Genomic DNA, 21199 nt, shown 5'->3' on the forward strand with positions numbered 1-21199 from the left:
TAAGGTGGTTATTGCGGCGGGGCTCACCTCTTCCCATTTCGAACAGAGAAGTTAAGCCCGCCTGCGTCGATGGTACTGCATACTGTGGGAGAGTAGATCGCCGCCTTTCTTTATTCTGAAAAAACAGAATTAAACATAAAAATCCCCTGCAAAACAGGGGATTTTTTATCCCAGCAAAGCAACTACGTTCCTATTATTAAAGAAAACCAAGAAAATAAAAAACTTTCAAAAAAAAGTAAAAAAACACTTGGAAATACTAAAAGAAACACTACCTTTGCAGCCGCTAAGACAATAAGTCAAAAGCGAAAAACAAAAGAAACAAGTTCATAGACATATTGGATTGACAGCACGTTTTAATAGCAATATTAAAACAAAAAAATAAGAGAGTAAGAAAACTAGCATTCTTTGTCAAAAATATTTAGCTCAAAAGCTATAAAAAACATACGATGAAGAGTTTGATCCTGGCTCAGGATGAACGCTAGCGGCAGGCTTAACACATGCAAGTCGAGGGGTAGAAGGAGCTTGCTCCTTTGAGACCGGCGCACGGGTGCGTAACGCGTATGCAATCTACCTTGTACAGGGGGATAGCCCAGAGAAATTTGGATTAATACCCCATAGTATTATTAAATGGCATCATTTAATTATTAAAGTTCCAACGGTACAAGATGAGCATGCGTCCCATTAGCTAGTTGGTGTGGTAACGGCACACCAAGGCGACGATGGGTAGGGGTCCTGAGAGGGAGATCCCCCACACTGGTACTGAGACACGGACCAGACTCCTACGGGAGGCAGCAGTGAGGAATATTGGTCAATGGACGCAAGTCTGAACCAGCCATGCCGCGTGCAGGATGACGGTCCTATGGATTGTAAACTGCTTTTGTACAGGAAGAAACACTCCCTTGCGAGGGAGCTTGACGGTACTGTAAGAATAAGGATCGGCTAACTCCGTGCCAGCAGCCGCGGTAATACGGAGGATCCAAGCGTTATCCGGAATCATTGGGTTTAAAGGGTCCGTAGGCGGTTTTATAAGTCAGTGGTGAAATCTGGTCGCTCAACGATCAAACGGCCATTGATACTGTAAGACTTGAATTACTTGGAAGTAACTAGAATATGTAGTGTAGCGGTGAAATGCTTAGAGATTACATGGAATACCAATTGCGAAGGCAGGTTACTACGAGTACATTGACGCTGATGGACGAAAGCGTGGGGAGCGAACAGGATTAGATACCCTGGTAGTCCACGCCGTAAACGATGGATACTAGCTGTTTGGAGCAATCTGAGTGGCTAAGCGAAAGTGATAAGTATCCCACCTGGGGAGTACGCTCGCAAGAGTGAAACTCAAAGGAATTGACGGGGGCCCGCACAAGCGGAGGAGCATGTGGTTTAATTCGATGATACGCGAGGAACCTTACCAAGGCTTAAATGGGAAACGACAGATTTGGAAACAGATCTTTCTTCGGACGTTTTTCAAGGTGCTGCATGGTTGTCGTCAGCTCGTGCCGTGAGGTGTCAGGTTAAGTCCTATAACGAGCGCAACCCCTGTTGCTAGTTGCCAGCGAGTCAAGTCGGGAACTCTAGCAAGACTGCCGGTGCAAACCGTGAGGAAGGTGGGGATGACGTCAAATCATCACGGCCCTTACGCCTTGGGCTACACACGTGCTACAATGGACGGTACAGAGAGCAGCCACTACGCAAGTAGGCGCGAATCTACAAAACCGTTCTCAGTTCGGATCGGAGTCTGCAACTCGACTCCGTGAAGCTGGATTCGCTAGTAATCGCAGATCAGCCATGCTGCGGTGAATACGTTCCCGGGCCTTGTACACACCGCCCGTCAAGCCATGGAAGCTGGGGGTACCTGAAGTCGGTGACCGCAAGGAGCTGCCTAGGGTAAAACTGGTAACTAGGGCTAAGTCGTAACAAGGTAGCCGTACCGGAAGGTGCGGCTGGAACACCTCCTTTCTAGAGACAAAAAAAAGAAAATAGACCCTTACTCTCGCTGTTAATTCAAAAAAAAAAAGACTTAAAATACAGAGTCTCGTAGCTCAGCTGGTTAGAGTACTACACTGATAATGTAGGGGTCGGCAGTTCGAGTCTGCCCGGGACTACAAGTAAATTTGAAAATTGATTAATTTGAAAATTTAAAAAAATTAAGTTTAAAAGGAAATTCTAGAAGCGAATTTTGAATTATAAATTTTAAATCATGAATTTGAAAAATAATTCAAAATATATAAATCAACATTCAAAATAGAAAAAGAATGGGGGATTAGCTCAGCTGGCTAGAGCGCCTGCCTTGCACGCAGGAGGTCATCGGTTCGACTCCGATATTCTCCACCAAATTGATTTGAAAATGAATTGATTTGAAAATTTGAAAATGAATAACATCTTCAAATTAACGAATCATCAAATCTTCAAATTGAATAAAGTTCATTGACATATTGAGATAAACATACAAACAAGTAGAAAGAACACTTTAGTAATTAGTACAGAGTGAATAGTAATTAGTCTTAGGGCTAGTCACTAATTACTAAGAACTAATCACTAAAAAAAAGAAAACAATAAGCAAAATAAGGGCGTATGGGGGATGCCTAGGCTCTCAGAGGCGAAGAAGGACGTGATAAGCTGCGAAAAGCTACGGGGATTGGCACACACGAATAGATCCGTAGATATCCCAATGGGGCAACCCAATGCATTGAAGATGCATTATCCAATAGGAGGCAAACCCGCTGAACTGAAACATCTAAGTAGGCGGAGGAGAAGAAAACAAAAGTGATTCCGTAAGTAGTGGCGAGCGAACGCGGAATAGCCCAAACCGTTGTTGTTACGGCAATAACGGGGTTGTAGGACCACAATATTTCTTATAAACAGAATTAGAATAACCTGGAAAGGTTAACCAAAGAAGGTGAAAGTCCCGTATAAGCAAAGAATATAAAGAATAGTGGTATCCTGAGTAGGGCGGGGCACGAGAAACCCTGTCTGAATCTGGCGGGACCATCCGCTAAGGCTAAATACTCCTGAGAGACCGATAGTGAACCAGTACCGTGAGGGAAAGGTGAAAAGAACCGTGAATAACGGAGTGAAAAAGAACCTGAAACCATACGCCTACAAGCGGTCGGAGCAGCATAAGCTGTGACGGCGTGCCTTTTGCATAATGAGCCTACGAGTTACCGTTACTGGCAAGGTTAAGTGATTAAGTCACGGATCCGTAGCGAAAGCGAGTCTGAATAGGGCGCTATAGTCAGTAGTGGTAGACGCGAAACCGTGTGATCTACCCATGGGCAGGATGAAGCTGTGGTAACACACAGTGGAGGTCCGAACCGGTTGACGTTGAAAAGTCTTCGGATGACCTGTGGGTAGGGGTGAAAGGCCAATCAAACTCGGAAATAGCTCGTACTCCCCGAAATGCATTTAGGTGCAGCGCTGTGGTTGAGTTATATAGAGGTAGAGCTACTGATTGGATGCGGGGGCTTCACCGCCTACCAATTCCTGACAAACTCCGAATGCTATATAATATACACAGCAGTGAGGGCTTGGGTGCTAAGGTCCAAGTCCGAGAGGGAAAGAACCCAGACCATCAGCTAAGGTCCCCAAATGTATGCTAAGTTGAACAAACGCGGTTTGATTGCATCGACAGCTAGGATGTTGGCTTGGAAGCAGCCATTCATTTAAAGAGTGCGTAACAGCTCACTAGTCGAGCGATCGAGCATGGATAATAATCGGGCATAAGCATACTACCGAAGCTATGGATTTGTACACTGTACAAGTGGTAGGGGAGCATTCTAACATCGCCGAAGGTGTCTTGTGAGAGATGCTGGAGAAGTTAGAAAAGAAAATGTAGGCATAAGTAACGATAAGGGGTGCGAGAAACACCCCCGCCGCAAAACTAAGGTTTCCGCAGCTATGCTAATCAGCTGCGGGTTAGTCGGGTCCTAAGGCGAATCCGAAAGGAACAGTCGATGGCCAACGGGTTAATATTCCCGTACTACTTATAATTGTGATGGAGCGACGCAGTGGTGAAAGTACCGCGAACTGACGGAATAGTTCGTTAAAGCACCTAACTATAGGCCCAGTAGGCAAATCCGCTGGGACTGGTGAAATGCGATAGTACTCGGAGTCTTCGGACAAAGGGATAGAGTACCTAAAGGCTGCCAAGAAAACCTTCTAAACATAGATTATAAGTACCCGTACCGTAAACCGACACAGGTAGTTGAGGAGAGTATCCTAAGGCGCTCGAGAGATTCATGGCTAAGGAATTAGGCAAAATAGACCTGTAACTTCGGGAGAAAGGTCGCCAGCGCAAGCTGGCCGCAGTGAAAAGGTCCAGGCGACTGTTTATCAAAAACACAGGGCTCTGCAAAATCGTAAGATGACGTATAGGGCCTGACACCTGCCCGGTGCTGGAAGGTTAAGAGGAGATGTTATGAGCAATCAGAAGCATTGAATTGAAGCCCCAGTAAACGGCGGCCGTAACTATAACGGTCCTAAGGTAGCGAAATTCCTTGTCGGGTAAGTTCCGACCTGCACGAATGGTGTAACGATCTGGACACTGTCTCAGCCATGAGCTCGGTGAAATTGTAGTATCGGTGAAGATGCCGATTACCCGCAGTGGGACGAAAAGACCCTGTGCACCTTTACTATAGCTTAGTATTGGTCTTGGATAAGTGATGTGTAGGATAGGTGGGAGACTATGAAATGGCGTCGCCAGGCGTTGTGGAGTCATTGTTGAAATACCACCCTTTGCTTATCTGAGATCTAACCCGCCCTTGGCGGGGACATTGCTTGGTGGGTAGTTTGACTGGGGTGGTCGCCTCCAAAAGAGTAACGGAGGCTTCTAAAGGTTCCCTCAGCACGCTTGGTAACCGTGCGTAGAGTGCAATGGCAAAAGGGAGCTTGACTGAGAGACATACAGGTCGATCAGGTACGAAAGTAGAGCATAGTGATCCGGTGGTTCCGCATGGAAGGGCCATCGCTCAAAGGATAAAAGGTACGCCGGGGATAACAGGCTGATCTCCCCCAAGAGCTCATATCGACGGGGGGGTTTGGCACCTCGATGTCGGCTCGTCACATCCTGGGGCTGGAGAAGGTCCCAAGGGTTGGGCTGTTCGCCCATTAAAGTGGCACGCGAGCTGGGTTCAGAACGTCGTGAGACAGTTCGGTCTCTATCTACTGTGGGCGTTAGAAATTTGAGTGGATCTGACTCTAGTACGAGAGGACCGAGTTGGACCAACCGCTGGTGTATCTGTTGTTCCGCCAGGAGCACCGCAGAGTAGCTACGTTGGGAAGGGATAAGCGCTGAAAGCATATAAGCGCGAAACCCACCACAAGATGAGATTTCTTTTAAGGGTCGTGGAAGATCACCACGTTGATAGGCTATAGATGTAAAGGCAGTAATGTCACAGTCAAGTAGTACTAATAACCCGTAAGCTTATTGGTGCCCCACCCAACCTCCCCAAAGGGGAGGAGCAAGGGTGGGGCGTAAAATTCTTTCCAAATTGAATATTTATCTCAATATGTTAAAATATTGGCAAGCAAAGCTTGCAGTGAAAAGTAATAAGTAACCAGTGACTAGATTTAAGCTAATCACTTCTCACTAATCACTCATCACTAAAAACCTTAAGGTGGTTATTGCGGCGGGGCTCACCTCTTCCCATTTCGAACAGAGAAGTTAAGCCCGCCTGCGTCGATGGTACTGCATACTGTGGGAGAGTAGATCGCCGCCTTTCTTTATTCTGAAAAAACAGAATTAAACATAAAAATCCCCTGCAAAACAGGGGATTTTTTATCCCAGCAAAGCAACTACGTTCCTATTATTAAAGAAAACCAAGAAAATAAAAAACTTTCAAAAAAAAGTAAAAAAACACTTGGAAATACTAAAAGAAACACTACCTTTGCAGCCGCTAAGACAATAAGTCAAAAGCGAAAAACAAAAGAAACAAGTTCATAGACATATTGGATTGACAGCACGTTTTAATAGCAATATTAAAACAAAAAAATAAGAGAGTAAGAAAACTAGCATTCTTTGTCAAAAATATTTAGCTCAAAAGCTATAAAAAACATACGATGAAGAGTTTGATCCTGGCTCAGGATGAACGCTAGCGGCAGGCTTAACACATGCAAGTCGAGGGGTAGAAGGAGCTTGCTCCTTTGAGACCGGCGCACGGGTGCGTAACGCGTATGCAATCTACCTTGTACAGGGGGATAGCCCAGAGAAATTTGGATTAATACCCCATAGTATTATTAAATGGCATCATTTAATTATTAAAGTTCCAACGGTACAAGATGAGCATGCGTCCCATTAGCTAGTTGGTGTGGTAACGGCACACCAAGGCGACGATGGGTAGGGGTCCTGAGAGGGAGATCCCCCACACTGGTACTGAGACACGGACCAGACTCCTACGGGAGGCAGCAGTGAGGAATATTGGTCAATGGACGCAAGTCTGAACCAGCCATGCCGCGTGCAGGATGACGGTCCTATGGATTGTAAACTGCTTTTGTACAGGAAGAAACACTCCCTTGCGAGGGAGCTTGACGGTACTGTAAGAATAAGGATCGGCTAACTCCGTGCCAGCAGCCGCGGTAATACGGAGGATCCAAGCGTTATCCGGAATCATTGGGTTTAAAGGGTCCGTAGGCGGTTTTATAAGTCAGTGGTGAAATCTGGTCGCTCAACGATCAAACGGCCATTGATACTGTAAGACTTGAATTACTTGGAAGTAACTAGAATATGTAGTGTAGCGGTGAAATGCTTAGAGATTACATGGAATACCAATTGCGAAGGCAGGTTACTACGAGTACATTGACGCTGATGGACGAAAGCGTGGGGAGCGAACAGGATTAGATACCCTGGTAGTCCACGCCGTAAACGATGGATACTAGCTGTTTGGAGCAATCTGAGTGGCTAAGCGAAAGTGATAAGTATCCCACCTGGGGAGTACGCTCGCAAGAGTGAAACTCAAAGGAATTGACGGGGGCCCGCACAAGCGGAGGAGCATGTGGTTTAATTCGATGATACGCGAGGAACCTTACCAAGGCTTAAATGGGAAACGACAGATTTGGAAACAGATCTTTCTTCGGACGTTTTTCAAGGTGCTGCATGGTTGTCGTCAGCTCGTGCCGTGAGGTGTCAGGTTAAGTCCTATAACGAGCGCAACCCCTGTTGCTAGTTGCCAGCGAGTCAAGTCGGGAACTCTAGCAAGACTGCCGGTGCAAACCGTGAGGAAGGTGGGGATGACGTCAAATCATCACGGCCCTTACGCCTTGGGCTACACACGTGCTACAATGGACGGTACAGAGAGCAGCCACTACGCAAGTAGGCGCGAATCTACAAAACCGTTCTCAGTTCGGATCGGAGTCTGCAACTCGACTCCGTGAAGCTGGATTCGCTAGTAATCGCAGATCAGCCATGCTGCGGTGAATACGTTCCCGGGCCTTGTACACACCGCCCGTCAAGCCATGGAAGCTGGGGGTACCTGAAGTCGGTGACCGCAAGGAGCTGCCTAGGGTAAAACTGGTAACTAGGGCTAAGTCGTAACAAGGTAGCCGTACCGGAAGGTGCGGCTGGAACACCTCCTTTCTAGAGACAAAAAAAAGAAAATAGACCCTTACTCTCGCTGTTAATTCAAAAAAAAAAAGACTTAAAATACAGAGTCTCGTAGCTCAGCTGGTTAGAGTACTACACTGATAATGTAGGGGTCGGCAGTTCGAGTCTGCCCGGGACTACAAGTAAATTTGAAAATTGATTAATTTGAAAATTTAAAAAAATTAAGTTTAAAAGGAAATTCTAGAAGCGAATTTTGAATTATAAATTTTAAATCATGAATTTGAAAAATAATTCAAAATATATAAATCAACATTCAAAATAGAAAAAGAATGGGGGATTAGCTCAGCTGGCTAGAGCGCCTGCCTTGCACGCAGGAGGTCATCGGTTCGACTCCGATATTCTCCACCAAATTGATTTGAAAATGAATTGATTTGAAAATTTGAAAATGAATAACATCTTCAAATTAACGAATCATCAAATCTTCAAATTGAATAAAGTTCATTGACATATTGAGATAAACATACAAACAAGTAGAAAGAACACTTTAGTAATTAGTACAGAGTGAATAGTAATTAGTCTTAGGGCTAGTCACTAATTACTAAGAACTAATCACTAAAAAAAAGAAAACAATAAGCAAAATAAGGGCGTATGGGGGATGCCTAGGCTCTCAGAGGCGAAGAAGGACGTGATAAGCTGCGAAAAGCTACGGGGATTGGCACACACGAATAGATCCGTAGATATCCCAATGGGGCAACCCAATGCATTGAAGATGCATTATCCAATAGGAGGCAAACCCGCTGAACTGAAACATCTAAGTAGGCGGAGGAGAAGAAAACAAAAGTGATTCCGTAAGTAGTGGCGAGCGAACGCGGAATAGCCCAAACCGTTGTTGTTACGGCAATAACGGGGTTGTAGGACCACAATATTTCTTATAAACAGAATTAGAATAACCTGGAAAGGTTAACCAAAGAAGGTGAAAGTCCCGTATAAGCAAAGAATATAAAGAATAGTGGTATCCTGAGTAGGGCGGGGCACGAGAAACCCTGTCTGAATCTGGCGGGACCATCCGCTAAGGCTAAATACTCCTGAGAGACCGATAGTGAACCAGTACCGTGAGGGAAAGGTGAAAAGAACCGTGAATAACGGAGTGAAAAAGAACCTGAAACCATACGCCTACAAGCGGTCGGAGCAGCATAAGCTGTGACGGCGTGCCTTTTGCATAATGAGCCTACGAGTTACCGTTACTGGCAAGGTTAAGTGATTAAGTCACGGATCCGTAGCGAAAGCGAGTCTGAATAGGGCGCTATAGTCAGTAGTGGTAGACGCGAAACCGTGTGATCTACCCATGGGCAGGATGAAGCTGTGGTAACACACAGTGGAGGTCCGAACCGGTTGACGTTGAAAAGTCTTCGGATGACCTGTGGGTAGGGGTGAAAGGCCAATCAAACTCGGAAATAGCTCGTACTCCCCGAAATGCATTTAGGTGCAGCGCTGTGGTTGAGTTATATAGAGGTAGAGCTACTGATTGGATGCGGGGGCTTCACCGCCTACCAATTCCTGACAAACTCCGAATGCTATATAATATACACAGCAGTGAGGGCTTGGGTGCTAAGGTCCAAGTCCGAGAGGGAAAGAACCCAGACCATCAGCTAAGGTCCCCAAATGTATGCTAAGTTGAACAAACGCGGTTTGATTGCATCGACAGCTAGGATGTTGGCTTGGAAGCAGCCATTCATTTAAAGAGTGCGTAACAGCTCACTAGTCGAGCGATCGAGCATGGATAATAATCGGGCATAAGCATACTACCGAAGCTATGGATTTGTACACTGTACAAGTGGTAGGGGAGCATTCTAACATCGCCGAAGGTGTCTTGTGAGAGATGCTGGAGAAGTTAGAAAAGAAAATGTAGGCATAAGTAACGATAAGGGGTGCGAGAAACACCCCCGCCGCAAAACTAAGGTTTCCGCAGCTATGCTAATCAGCTGCGGGTTAGTCGGGTCCTAAGGCGAATCCGAAAGGAACAGTCGATGGCCAACGGGTTAATATTCCCGTACTACTTATAATTGTGATGGAGCGACGCAGTGGTGAAAGTACCGCGAACTGACGGAATAGTTCGTTAAAGCACCTAACTATAGGCCCAGTAGGCAAATCCGCTGGGACTGGTGAAATGCGATAGTACTCGGAGTCTTCGGACAAAGGGATAGAGTACCTAAAGGCTGCCAAGAAAACCTTCTAAACATAGATTATAAGTACCCGTACCGTAAACCGACACAGGTAGTTGAGGAGAGTATCCTAAGGCGCTCGAGAGATTCATGGCTAAGGAATTAGGCAAAATAGACCTGTAACTTCGGGAGAAAGGTCGCCAGCGCAAGCTGGCCGCAGTGAAAAGGTCCAGGCGACTGTTTATCAAAAACACAGGGCTCTGCAAAATCGTAAGATGACGTATAGGGCCTGACACCTGCCCGGTGCTGGAAGGTTAAGAGGAGATGTTATGAGCAATCAGAAGCATTGAATTGAAGCCCCAGTAAACGGCGGCCGTAACTATAACGGTCCTAAGGTAGCGAAATTCCTTGTCGGGTAAGTTCCGACCTGCACGAATGGTGTAACGATCTGGACACTGTCTCAGCCATGAGCTCGGTGAAATTGTAGTATCGGTGAAGATGCCGATTACCCGCAGTGGGACGAAAAGACCCTGTGCACCTTTACTATAGCTTAGTATTGGTCTTGGATAAGTGATGTGTAGGATAGGTGGGAGACTATGAAATGGCGTCGCCAGGCGTTGTGGAGTCATTGTTGAAATACCACCCTTTGCTTATCTGAGATCTAACCCGCCCTTGGCGGGGACATTGCTTGGTGGGTAGTTTGACTGGGGTGGTCGCCTCCAAAAGAGTAACGGAGGCTTCTAAAGGTTCCCTCAGCACGCTTGGTAACCGTGCGTAGAGTGCAATGGCAAAAGGGAGCTTGACTGAGAGACATACAGGTCGATCAGGTACGAAAGTAGAGCATAGTGATCCGGTGGTTCCGCATGGAAGGGCCATCGCTCAAAGGATAAAAGGTACGCCGGGGATAACAGGCTGATCTCCCCCAAGAGCTCATATCGACGGGGGGGTTTGGCACCTCGATGTCGGCTCGTCACATCCTGGGGCTGGAGAAGGTCCCAAGGGTTGGGCTGTTCGCCCATTAAAGTGGCACGCGAGCTGGGTTCAGAACGTCGTGAGACAGTTCGGTCTCTATCTACTGTGGGCGTTAGAAATTTGAGTGGATCTGACTCTAGTACGAGAGGACCGAGTTGGACCAACCGCTGGTGTATCTGTTGTTCCGCCAGGAGCACCGCAGAGTAGCTACGTTGGGAAGGGATAAGCGCTGAAAGCATATAAGCGCGAAACCCACCACAAGATGAGATTTCTTTTAAGGGTCGTGGAAGATCACCACGTTGATAGGCTATAGATGTAAAGGCAGTAATGTCACAGTCAAGTAGTACTAATAACCCGTAAGCTTATTGGTGCCCCACCCAACCTCCCCAAAGGGGAGGAGCAAGGGTGGGGCGTAAAATTCTTTCCAAATTGAATATTTATCTCAATATGTTAAAATATTGGCAAGCAAAGCTTGCAGTGAAAAGTAATAAGTAACCAGTGACTAGATTTAAGCTAATCACTTCTCACTAATCACTCATCACTAAAAACCTTAAGGTGGTTATTGCGGCGGGGCTCACCTCTTCCCATTTCGAACAGAGAAGTTAAGCCCGCCTGCGTCGATGGTACTGCATACTGTGGGAGAGTAGATCGCCGCCTTTCTTTATTCTGAAAAAACAGAATTAAACATAAAAATCCCCTGCAAAACAGGGGATTTTTTATCCCAGCAAAGCAACTACGTTCCTATTATTAAAGAAAACCAAGAAAATAAAAAACTTTCAAAAAAAAGTAAAAAAACACTTGGAAATACTAAAAGAAACACTACCTTTGCAGCCGCTAAGACAATAAGTCAAAAGCGAAAAACAAAAGAAACAAGTTCATAGACATATTGGATTGACAGCACGTTTTAATAGCAATATTAAAACAAAAAAATAAGAGAGTAAGAAAACTAGCATTCTTTGTCAAAAATATTTAGCTCAAAAGCTATAAAAAACATACGATGAAGAGTTTGATCCTGGCTCAGGATGAACGCTAGCGGCAGGCTTAACACATGCAAGTCGAGGGGTAGAAGGAGCTTGCTCCTTTGAGACCGGCGCACGGGTGCGTAACGCGTATGCAATCTACCTTGTACAGGGGGATAGCCCAGAGAAATTTGGATTAATACCCCATAGTATTATTAAATGGCATCATTTAATTATTAAAGTTCCAACGGTACAAGATGAGCATGCGTCCCATTAGCTAGTTGGTGTGGTAACGGCACACCAAGGCGACGATGGGTAGGGGTCCTGAGAGGGAGATCCCCCACACTGGTACTGAGACACGGACCAGACTCCTACGGGAGGCAGCAGTGAGGAATATTGGTCAATGGACGCAAGTCTGAACCAGCCATGCCGCGTGCAGGATGACGGTCCTATGGATTGTAAACTGCTTTTGTACAGGAAGAAACACTCCCTTGCGAGGGAGCTTGACGGTACTGTAAGAATAAGGATCGGCTAACTCCGTGCCAGCAGCCGCGGTAATACGGAGGATCCAAGCGTTATCCGGAATCATTGGGTTTAAAGGGTCCGTAGGCGGTTTTATAAGTCAGTGGTGAAATCTGGTCGCTCAACGATCAAACGGCCATTGATACTGTAAGACTTGAATTACTTGGAAGTAACTAGAATATGTAGTGTAGCGGTGAAATGCTTAGAGATTACATGGAATACCAATTGCGAAGGCAGGTTACTACGAGTACATTGACGCTGATGGACGAAAGCGTGGGGAGCGAACAGGATTAGATACCCTGGTAGTCCACGCCGTAAACGATGGATACTAGCTGTTTGGAGCAATCTGAGTGGCTAAGCGAAAGTGATAAGTATCCCACCTGGGGAGTACGCTCGCAAGAGTGAAACTCAAAGGAATTGACGGGGGCCCGCACAAGCGGAGGAGCATGTGGTTTAATTCGATGATACGCGAGGAACCTTACCAAGGCTTAAATGGGAAACGACAGATTTGGAAACAGATCTTTCTTCGGACGTTTTTCAAGGTGCTGCATGGTTGTCGTCAGCTCGTGCCGTGAGGTGTCAGGTTAAGTCCTATAACGAGCGCAACCCCTGTTGCTAGTTGCCAGCGAGTCAAGTCGGGAACTCTAGCAAGACTGCCGGTGCAAACCGTGAGGAAGGTGGGGATGACGTCAAATCATCACGGCCCTTACGCCTTGGGCTACACACGTGCTACAATGGACGGTACAGAGAGCAGCCACTACGCAAGTAGGCGCGAATCTACAAAACCGTTCTCAGTTCGGATCGGAGTCTGCAACTCGACTCCGTGAAGCTGGATTCGCTAGTAATCGCAGATCAGCCATGCTGCGGTGAATACGTTCCCGGGCCTTGTACACACCGCCCGTCAAGCCATGGAAGCTGGGGGTACCTGAAGTCGGTGACCGCAAGGAGCTGCCTAGGGTAAAACTGGTAACTAGGGCTAAGTCGTAACAAGGTAGCCGTACCGGAAGGTGCGGCTGGAACACCTCCTTTCTAGAGACAAAAAAAAGAAAATAGACCCTTACTCTCGCTGTTAATTCAAAAAAAAAAAGACTTAAAATACAGAGTCTCGTAGCTCAGCTGGTTAGAGTACTACACTGATAATGTAGGGGTCGGCAGTTCGAGTCTGCCCGGGACTACAAGTAAATTTGAAAATTGATTAATTTGAAAATTTAAAAAAATTAAGTTTAAAAGGAAATTCTAGAAGCGAATTTTGAATTATAAATTTTAAATCATGAATTTGAAAAATAATTCAAAATATATAAATCAACATTCAAAATAGAAAAAGAATGGGGGATTAGCTCAGCTGGCTAGAGCGCCTGCCTTGCACGCAGGAGGTCATCGGTTCGACTCCGATATTCTCCACCAAATTGATTTGAAAATGAATTGATTTGAAAATTTGAAAATGAATAACATCTTCAAATTAACGAATCATCAAATCTTCAAATTGAATAAAGTTCATTGACATATTGAGATAAACATACAAACAAGTAGAAAGAACACTTTAGTAATTAGTACAGAGTGAATAGTAATTAGTCTTAGGGCTAGTCACTAATTACTAAGAACTAATCACTAAAAAAAAGAAAACAATAAGCAAAATAAGGGCGTATGGGGGATGCCTAGGCTCTCAGAGGCGAAGAAGGACGTGATAAGCTGCGAAAAGCTACGGGGATTGGCACACACGAATAGATCCGTAGATATCCCAATGGGGCAACCCAATGCATTGAAGATGCATTATCCAATAGGAGGCAAACCCGCTGAACTGAAACATCTAAGTAGGCGGAGGAGAAGAAAACAAAAGTGATTCCGTAAGTAGTGGCGAGCGAACGCGGAATAGCCCAAACCGTTGTTGTTACGGCAATAACGGGGTTGTAGGACCACAATATTTCTTATAAACAGAATTAGAATAACCTGGAAAGGTTAACCAAAGAAGGTGAAAGTCCCGTATAAGCAAAGAATATAAAGAATAGTGGTATCCTGAGTAGGGCGGGGCACGAGAAACCCTGTCTGAATCTGGCGGGACCATCCGCTAAGGCTAAATACTCCTGAGAGACCGATAGTGAACCAGTACCGTGAGGGAAAGGTGAAAAGAACCGTGAATAACGGAGTGAAAAAGAACCTGAAACCATACGCCTACAAGCGGTCGGAGCAGCATAAGCTGTGACGGCGTGCCTTTTGCATAATGAGCCTACGAGTTACCGTTACTGGCAAGGTTAAGTGATTAAGTCACGGATCCGTAGCGAAAGCGAGTCTGAATAGGGCGCTATAGTCAGTAGTGGTAGACGCGAAACCGTGTGATCTACCCATGGGCAGGATGAAGCTGTGGTAACACACAGTGGAGGTCCGAACCGGTTGACGTTGAAAAGTCTTCGGATGACCTGTGGGTAGGGGTGAAAGGCCAATCAAACTCGGAAATAGCTCGTACTCCCCGAAATGCATTTAGGTGCAGCGCTGTGGTTGAGTTATATAGAGGTAGAGCTACTGATTGGATGCGGGGGCTTCACCGCCTACCAATTCCTGACAAACTCCGAATGCTATATAATATACACAGCAGTGAGGGCTTGGGTGCTAAGGTCCAAGTCCGAGAGGGAAAGAACCCAGACCATCAGCTAAGGTCCCCAAATGTATGCTAAGTTGAACAAACGCGGTTTGATTGCATCGACAGCTAGGATGTTGGCTTGGAAGCAGCCATTCATTTAAAGAGTGCGTAACAGCTCACTAGTCGAGCGATCGAGCATGGATAATAATCGGGCATAAGCATACTACCGAAGCTATGGATTTGTACACTGTACAAGTGGTAGGGGAGCATTCTAACATCGCCGAAGGTGTCTTGTGAGAGATGCTGGAGAAGTTAGAAAAGAAAATGTAGGCATAAGTAACGATAAGGGGTGCGAGAAACACCCCCGCCGCAAAACTAAGGTTTCCGCAGCTATGCTAATCAGCTGCGGGTTAGTCGGGTCCTAAGGCGAATCCGAAAGGAACAGTCGATGGCCAACGGGTTAATATTCCCGTACTACTTATAATTGTGATGGAGCGACGCAGTGGTGAAAGTACCGCGAACTGACGGAATAGTTCGTTAAAGCACCTAACTATAGGCCCAGTAGGCAAATCCGCTGGGACTGGTGAAATGCGATAGTACTCGGAGTCTTCGGACAAAGGGATAGAGTACCTAAAGGCTGCCAAGAAAACCTTCTAAACATAGATTATAAGTACCCGTACCGTAAACCGACACAGGTAGTTGAGGAGAGTATCCTAAGGCGCTCGAGAGATTCATGGCTAAGGAATTAGGCAAAATAGACCTGTAACTTCGGGAGAAAGGTCGCCAGCGCAAGCTGGCCGCAGTGAAAAGGTCCAGGCGACTGTTTATCAAAAACACAGGGCTCTGCAAAATCGTAAGATGACGTATAGGGCCTGACACCTGCCCGGTGCTGGAAGGTTAAGAGGAGATGTTATGAGCAATCAGAAGCATTGAATTGAAGCCCCAGTAAACGGCGGCCGTAACTATAACGGTCCTAAGGTAGCGAAATTCCTTGTCGGGTAAGTTCCGACCTGCACGAATGGTGTAACGATCTGGACACTGTCTCAGCCATGAGCTCGGTGAAATTGTAGTATCGGTGAAGATGCCGATTACCCGCAGTGGGACGAAAAGACCCTGTGCACCTTTACTATAGCTTAGTATTGGTCTTGGATAAGTGATGTGTAGGATAGGTGGGAGACTATGAAATGGCGTCGCCAGGCGTTGTGGAGTCATTGTTGAAATACCACCCTTTGCTTATCTGAGATCTAACCCGCCCTTGGCGGGGACATTGCTTGGTGGGTAGTTTGACTGGGGTGGTCGCCTCCAAAAGAGTAACGGAGGCTTCTAAAGGTTCCCTCAGCACGCTTGGTAACCGTGCGTAGAGTGCAATGGCAAAAGGGAGCTTGACTGAGAGACATACAGGTCGATCAGGTACGAAAGTAGAGCATAGTGATCCGGTGGTTCCGCATGGAAGGGCCATCGCTCAAAGGATAAAAGGTACGCCGGGGATAACAGGCTGATCTCCCCCAAGAGCTCATATCGACGGGGGGGTTTGGCACCTCGATGTCGGCTCGTCACATCCTGGGGCTGGAGAAGGTCCCAAGGGTTGGGCTGTTCGCCCATTAAAGTGGCACGCGAGCTGGGTTCAGAACGTCGTGAGACAGTTCGGTCTCTATCTACTGTGGGCGTTAGAAATTTGAGTGGATCTGACTCTAGTACGAGAGGACCGAGTTGGACCAACCGCTGGTGTATCTGTTGTTCCGCCAGGAGCACCGCAGAGTAGCTACGTTGGGAAGGGATAAGCGCTGAAAGCATATAAGCGCGAAACCCACCACAAGATGAGATTTCTTTTAAGGGTCGTGGAAGATCACCACGTTGATAGGCTATAGATGTAAAGGCAGTAATGTCACAGTCAAGTAGTACTAATAACCCGTAAGCTTATTGGTGCCCCACCCAACCTCCCCAAAGGGGAGGAGCAAGGGTGGGGCGTAAAATTCTTTCCAAATTGAATATTTATCTCAATATGTTAAAATATTGGCAAGCAAAGCTTGCAGTGAAAAGTAATAAGTAACCAGTGACTAGATTTAAGCTAATCACTTCTCACTAATCACTCATCACTAAAAACCTTAAGGTGGTTATTGCGGCGGGGCTCACCTCTTCCCATTTCGAACAGAGAAGTTAAGCCCGCCTGCGTCGATGGTACTGCATACTGTGGGAGAGTAGATCGCCGCCTTTCTTTGGAAACCCTTCATCCGAAACGATGAAGGGTTTTTTGTTTTATACGAGTTTGTACTATCAAACCGAAATCACCGCGTGAGCGGGCGTAGCAAGCTACTGTGTAGCGCGAAGCACGCGACCCGACGAAAGGAGGAACTCGCGCCAAAGGCTGACGAAAGTTTTGTTTGAGGCGGGGCACGCCCAAAAAATTAGTATTTGAAGGATAAAAAGGCTATATTTGCAGACTTTTTAAAAATAATTAACCATGAAAGCAGGTATTGTAGGCTTACCGAATGTAGGAAAATCAACTTTATTCAATTGTTTGTCGAATGCGAAGGCACAGAGTGCTAATTTTCCGTTTTGTACGATTGAACCGAATATTGGGGTGGTGAATGTACCAGACCCGCGTTTGGAAAAATTAGAAGAATTGGTTAACCCAGAGCGTGTGTTGCCTGCGACTGTTGAGATTGTGGATATTGCCGGATTGGTAAAAGGTGCGAGTAAAGGGGAAGGATTAGGAAATCAATTTTTGGGGAATATTCGCGAATGTAACGCAATTATTCATGTGTTGCGTTGTTTTGATAATGATAATATTGTGCACGTGGATGGGAATGTGAACCCGATTCGTGACAAAGAGACGATTGATATTGAATTGCAATTGAAAGACCTTGAAACGGTTGAAAAACGTTTAGATAAGGCTAAGAAAACGGCTAAGTCTGGAAATAAAGAAGCGATTGTTGAAGCGGATTTATTAGAGCGTATTAAGGCGGTTTTGTTAGAGGGGAAATCGGCTCGTGTCATTGAGCCTAAAAATCAGGATGAGGCGGATTGTTTAGATATGATTCAGTTGATTACTTCAAAGCCTGTGTTGTATGTGTGCAATGTGGATGAAGCATCGGCAGCTAACGGGAATGCGTATGTTGAGCAAGTGAAAGAGTTGGTGAAGGATGAGAATGCGCAGGTGATTGTGTTAGCGGTTGCTACTGAAGCGGATATTACGGAGTTAGAAACTTATGAAGAGCGTCAAATGTTTTTAGGGGACATGGGGTTAGAAGAGCCTGGTGTGTCGAAGTTGATTCGTTCTGCATATAAATTATTGAATTTACAGACGTATTTTACGGCTGGGGTGAAGGAGGTTCGTGCTTGGACAATTCAAGTTGGAGATACGGCTCCGAAAGCTGCGGGTGTGATTCACTCAGATTTTGAGAAAGGGTTTATTCGTGCAGAGGTGATCGCTTATGATGATTATGTGACTTTTGGTTCTGAAAGTAAGGTGAAGGAAGCTGGTAAATTGCGTGTGGAAGGTAAGGAGTATATAGTGAAGGATGGTGATGTAATGCACTTTAGGTTTAATGTATAGCTTGGTTATTGGTATTTTTAATATTGGTTTATAAGAAGGTGTACTAGTAATGTAGAGCTTACTTTCTAAGAATCGATTATATGAAAATTATTTCCGAGGTATCCGGATAATTTAGTAATAAAGAAGGCTGTCATTTTGACAGCCTTCTTTGTTTTAAAATTTATAGTTTAAAGATAGATTGAACATAGTTCCTAATTGGCTGAAATGGTATCCGTCATAGGTCATCTGCGAATAACGTTGGTTGAAAGTAATTAAATTTGATTGTGTTTTTACAAAATTAGGGTCTGTTAAACTAGCTTCTCCCGTACTATTTTCAGCTTTAAATTCCCATTTAGGTAAAATATTAAATAAGTTATTGATGTTTAAGGCGAAAGTTAATTTGTTTGTGGGATTAAAATTTATTCCTAAGTCAGTTACGACTTTTGGTTTGAATTCAGTTCTTAAATTAGAATCTAATCCAGCTTGTTTGAATACTGTTTTTCCAAATAAGGTATTGTTTAATGAGAAACCAAATTTTCCAATGTCATAATTAGTTCCTAAAATCCATTTAGTTTTAGGACGAGAAGTAAATAATAAATGCTGTTGTGTGGCATCTATAAGATCTTTTCCGAACTTTACAGGGATTTTATTGGTATTCCAGTTTTCAAATGTGTAATTTCCAGATAAATTAAATCCTAAATCTCCACTTCCTAATTTAATGTTTCGTATGCCTGCAACAACATCAATACCTCTTGTTCTTGTATCCAAAGCGTTAGTAAAGAAAGATAATGTTCCGAGATTTTTTCCGTTAATAGTTACATCTTTAATTTCATCACTTAAAACGATTCTGTCGTAAACATTGATGTGGTAGTAGTCAAGTGTTAATGTTATGTTTTTCATTGGTTTAAAACCTAGTCCAATTGTGTAATTTTCAGATTTTTCAGCTTTTAGTTTTTCAATTCCCATTTGACGTGCTTGAGGTGATACATTGTTTACTAATCCGCTTGCTAAAACACCTTGTCCTGGGAAAAAGCTATATTGAGATTTTTGGGTGTAAATTTGATGTAATGAAGGAGCTCTGAATCCAGATGATATAGATGCTCTTAATGTTATTTTGTCATCTAAAAATTTATATCTGCCACTTAATTTACCGATGTAAGTTGTACCAAAGTCACTGTAATTTTCACCACGTAAAGTAGCATCTAGTAGAAAATCTTTTGTAAAATCTATTGTGGTTGCTATATATCCTCCAATGTTATAGCGATTGAATTTTCCTGAGTTTTCGGGTCTGTTGCCAGCAAATGAATCGGCACCCATTCCATCCCAAGAAGCTTTGTCTCCTTCAATAATGGTAAAGTTTTCAGTTCTGAACTCTGTGCCTATAGCAAAACTGATTTTATCAGTTAAATTTTTATTTATGTCTATATTTCCTACTATGTGATCAAATTTTGTTCCTCCTGGTTTAAATGAAATAGGACTGTTTTGAAGATAAAGATTGGCACCGTTACTATCTAGAATATTAGAACGGTTAAATGAATTGTTTACTGTGTATTCTTGCATATTACCTCCAAAAGTGATGCTTAAATCAGTATTCCATCCGTTTTTGGTTGATTTTAAGCCTAAGGTAGCATTGTAATCGTTAAGATCTCCTTCAAATGTAGGGGCATATCCATCATATCCATTTTTTCCATTTCCTGGGAATAATTGATTTAAAAAAGGATAGTCTGTTAAGGTTCTCCAGTAGGGAGTTCTGTAGTTTGCAAATGAATTTACTTTTTTGTAAACATAAGCACCATTGAAATATAATTTTGAATTTTCAGATGTATCTACGCCTCCATTGATTTCAAATTTAGCAGTTGCGGTTGCAGGCGCTCCATTTATGTTGCCTGCATCTGGATGTCTGTTTAGAAAATCTTGTACATCTGTTATGTTGGCACCAAAATCTTTAGCTTCACCTTGTGCATCAACAGTGCCTGGTCTATTAGCTAAAGTTACTTTGGAAAAATCTAAGGTGTAATTAATAAACCCTTTTTCGTTAAAAGCAGTGGTGCCATTATTAAGGCTTGCGCCAATCATTTTTCCATCTCCTTTTCCTGTAATTCCTGTTCGTAGAGTGGTAGAACCTGAATTAGGATTGTTTTTTAGTATGATGTTCATAACCCCAGCAATAGCATCGGATCCGTATTGAGCTGAGGCACCATCACGTAATATTTCAACTCTTTCAATAGCGTCTTGCGGAATAGCAGAAATATCAGATCCTGTTTCGCCACGTCCAGGAGAGGTTTGTGTATATACTAAGGCACTCATGTTTTTACGTTTGCCGTTTATTAATATTAATGTACGGCTAGGTCCCATATTTCGTATCTCATAGGGATCTAATAAAGATGTAGCGTCATTTACAGGAGTTTGAACGGTATTAAATGAGGGAATTCTATATTGTAATGCTTTATCAAATGTTGCTTGCCCTGTTGAAGCTAGTTCTTTAGAAGATAATAAGTCTACAGGTAGGGGAGTGGTAGTATTACTTCGGGGAGCTGTTCTAGTGCCTACTACAACTACTTCGTCTAGACTTTTATTTTCTTCTTGAAGTATTATGTTTAGTTCAATATTTTGGTCCTTCATTTCAATTTCTCTAACTTCTGTTTTGTACCCCATATAATTGAATTTTAAGGTATGCTTTCCTGGATTTAGTTTTAAAGAAAAACCACCATCAAAATCAGATGTAGTAGAACCTGCATTGTTAGCAATAATGTTAACTCCTGGAATTCCTAGGCCTCCAGTGTCTTTAATAGATCCTTTTATGAAGTTTTGAGTAAAACCTGTCCAAGTCATTATTAGTAATAATAAGCAATGAATTTTTTTCATATTTATTTTTTTTAGGTTATTGTTTTATCAAATATCTAAAAAAAATGTTAATAAAATAATAATGTATGTATT

Annotated in this window: 2 protein-coding genes, 6 tRNA genes and 10 rRNA genes; 17 read left to right on the forward strand and 1 reads right to left on the reverse strand. The window is 44.1% G+C overall.

Translation table 11 applies throughout. The features are described 5' to 3' along the window. From rrf (ACUXZJ_RS08260) to ychF, 17 genes are all read left to right on the forward strand, one after another. Positions 1–109, forward strand: a 5S ribosomal RNA gene (gene rrf / locus ACUXZJ_RS08260). A 334-nt stretch (positions 110–443) separates the two neighbouring features. After that, positions 444–1959, forward strand: a 16S ribosomal RNA gene (locus tag ACUXZJ_RS08265). Positions 1960–2031: 72 nt separating this feature from the next. Further along, positions 2032–2105 (forward strand) — tRNA-Ile (locus ACUXZJ_RS08270). 152 nt (positions 2106–2257) lie between these two features. Beyond that, a tRNA-Ala gene (locus tag ACUXZJ_RS08275) sits at positions 2258–2334 on the forward strand. 219 nt (positions 2335–2553) lie between these two features. Further along, positions 2554–5430, forward strand: a 23S ribosomal RNA gene (locus ACUXZJ_RS08280). Between the two features lie 181 nt (positions 5431–5611). Then, positions 5612–5720 (forward strand): 5S ribosomal RNA (gene rrf / locus ACUXZJ_RS08285). 334 nt (positions 5721–6054) lie between these two features. After that, positions 6055–7570: ribosomal RNA gene (locus ACUXZJ_RS08290) — 16S ribosomal RNA — on the forward strand. A gap of 72 nt (positions 7571–7642) precedes the next feature. Further along, positions 7643–7716, forward strand: a tRNA-Ile gene (locus ACUXZJ_RS08295). Between the two features lie 152 nt (positions 7717–7868). After that, positions 7869–7945 (forward strand) — tRNA-Ala (locus ACUXZJ_RS08300). 219 nt (positions 7946–8164) lie between these two features. Beyond that, positions 8165–11041 (forward strand): 23S ribosomal RNA (locus ACUXZJ_RS08305). Positions 11042–11222: 181 nt separating this feature from the next. Then, positions 11223–11331, forward strand: a 5S ribosomal RNA gene (rrf, locus tag ACUXZJ_RS08310). Positions 11332–11665: 334 nt separating this feature from the next. After that, a 16S ribosomal RNA gene (locus tag ACUXZJ_RS08315) occupies positions 11666–13181 on the forward strand. 72 nt (positions 13182–13253) lie between these two features. Beyond that, positions 13254–13327, forward strand: a tRNA-Ile gene (locus tag ACUXZJ_RS08320). A gap of 152 nt (positions 13328–13479) precedes the next feature. Further along, positions 13480–13556 (forward strand) — tRNA-Ala (locus ACUXZJ_RS08325). A 219-nt stretch (positions 13557–13775) separates the two neighbouring features. Continuing rightward, positions 13776–16652 (forward strand): 23S ribosomal RNA (locus ACUXZJ_RS08330). A gap of 181 nt (positions 16653–16833) precedes the next feature. After that, a 5S ribosomal RNA gene (gene rrf / locus ACUXZJ_RS08335) occupies positions 16834–16942 on the forward strand. Together the 16S, 23S and 5S rRNA genes with 6 tRNA genes alongside form the textbook arrangement of a ribosomal RNA operon. Positions 16943–17188: 246 nt before the next feature. After that, entirely contained in the window at positions 17189–18283 is a 1095-nt protein-coding gene (ychF, locus tag ACUXZJ_RS08340) for a redox-regulated ATPase YchF (protein ID WP_088420298.1), read from the forward strand. Positions 18284–18436: 153 nt separating this feature from the next. Here ychF and ACUXZJ_RS08345 read toward each other — a convergent pair whose 3' ends face one another. Then, positions 18437–21127 (reverse strand): TonB-dependent receptor, encoded by a 2691-nt coding sequence (locus tag ACUXZJ_RS08345; protein WP_060381707.1) that lies wholly within the window; start codon positions 21125–21127, stop codon positions 18437–18439. Positions 21128–21199 lie beyond the last annotated feature (72 nt).

This window comes from Flavobacterium sp. TN-1, assembly GCF_052828645.1.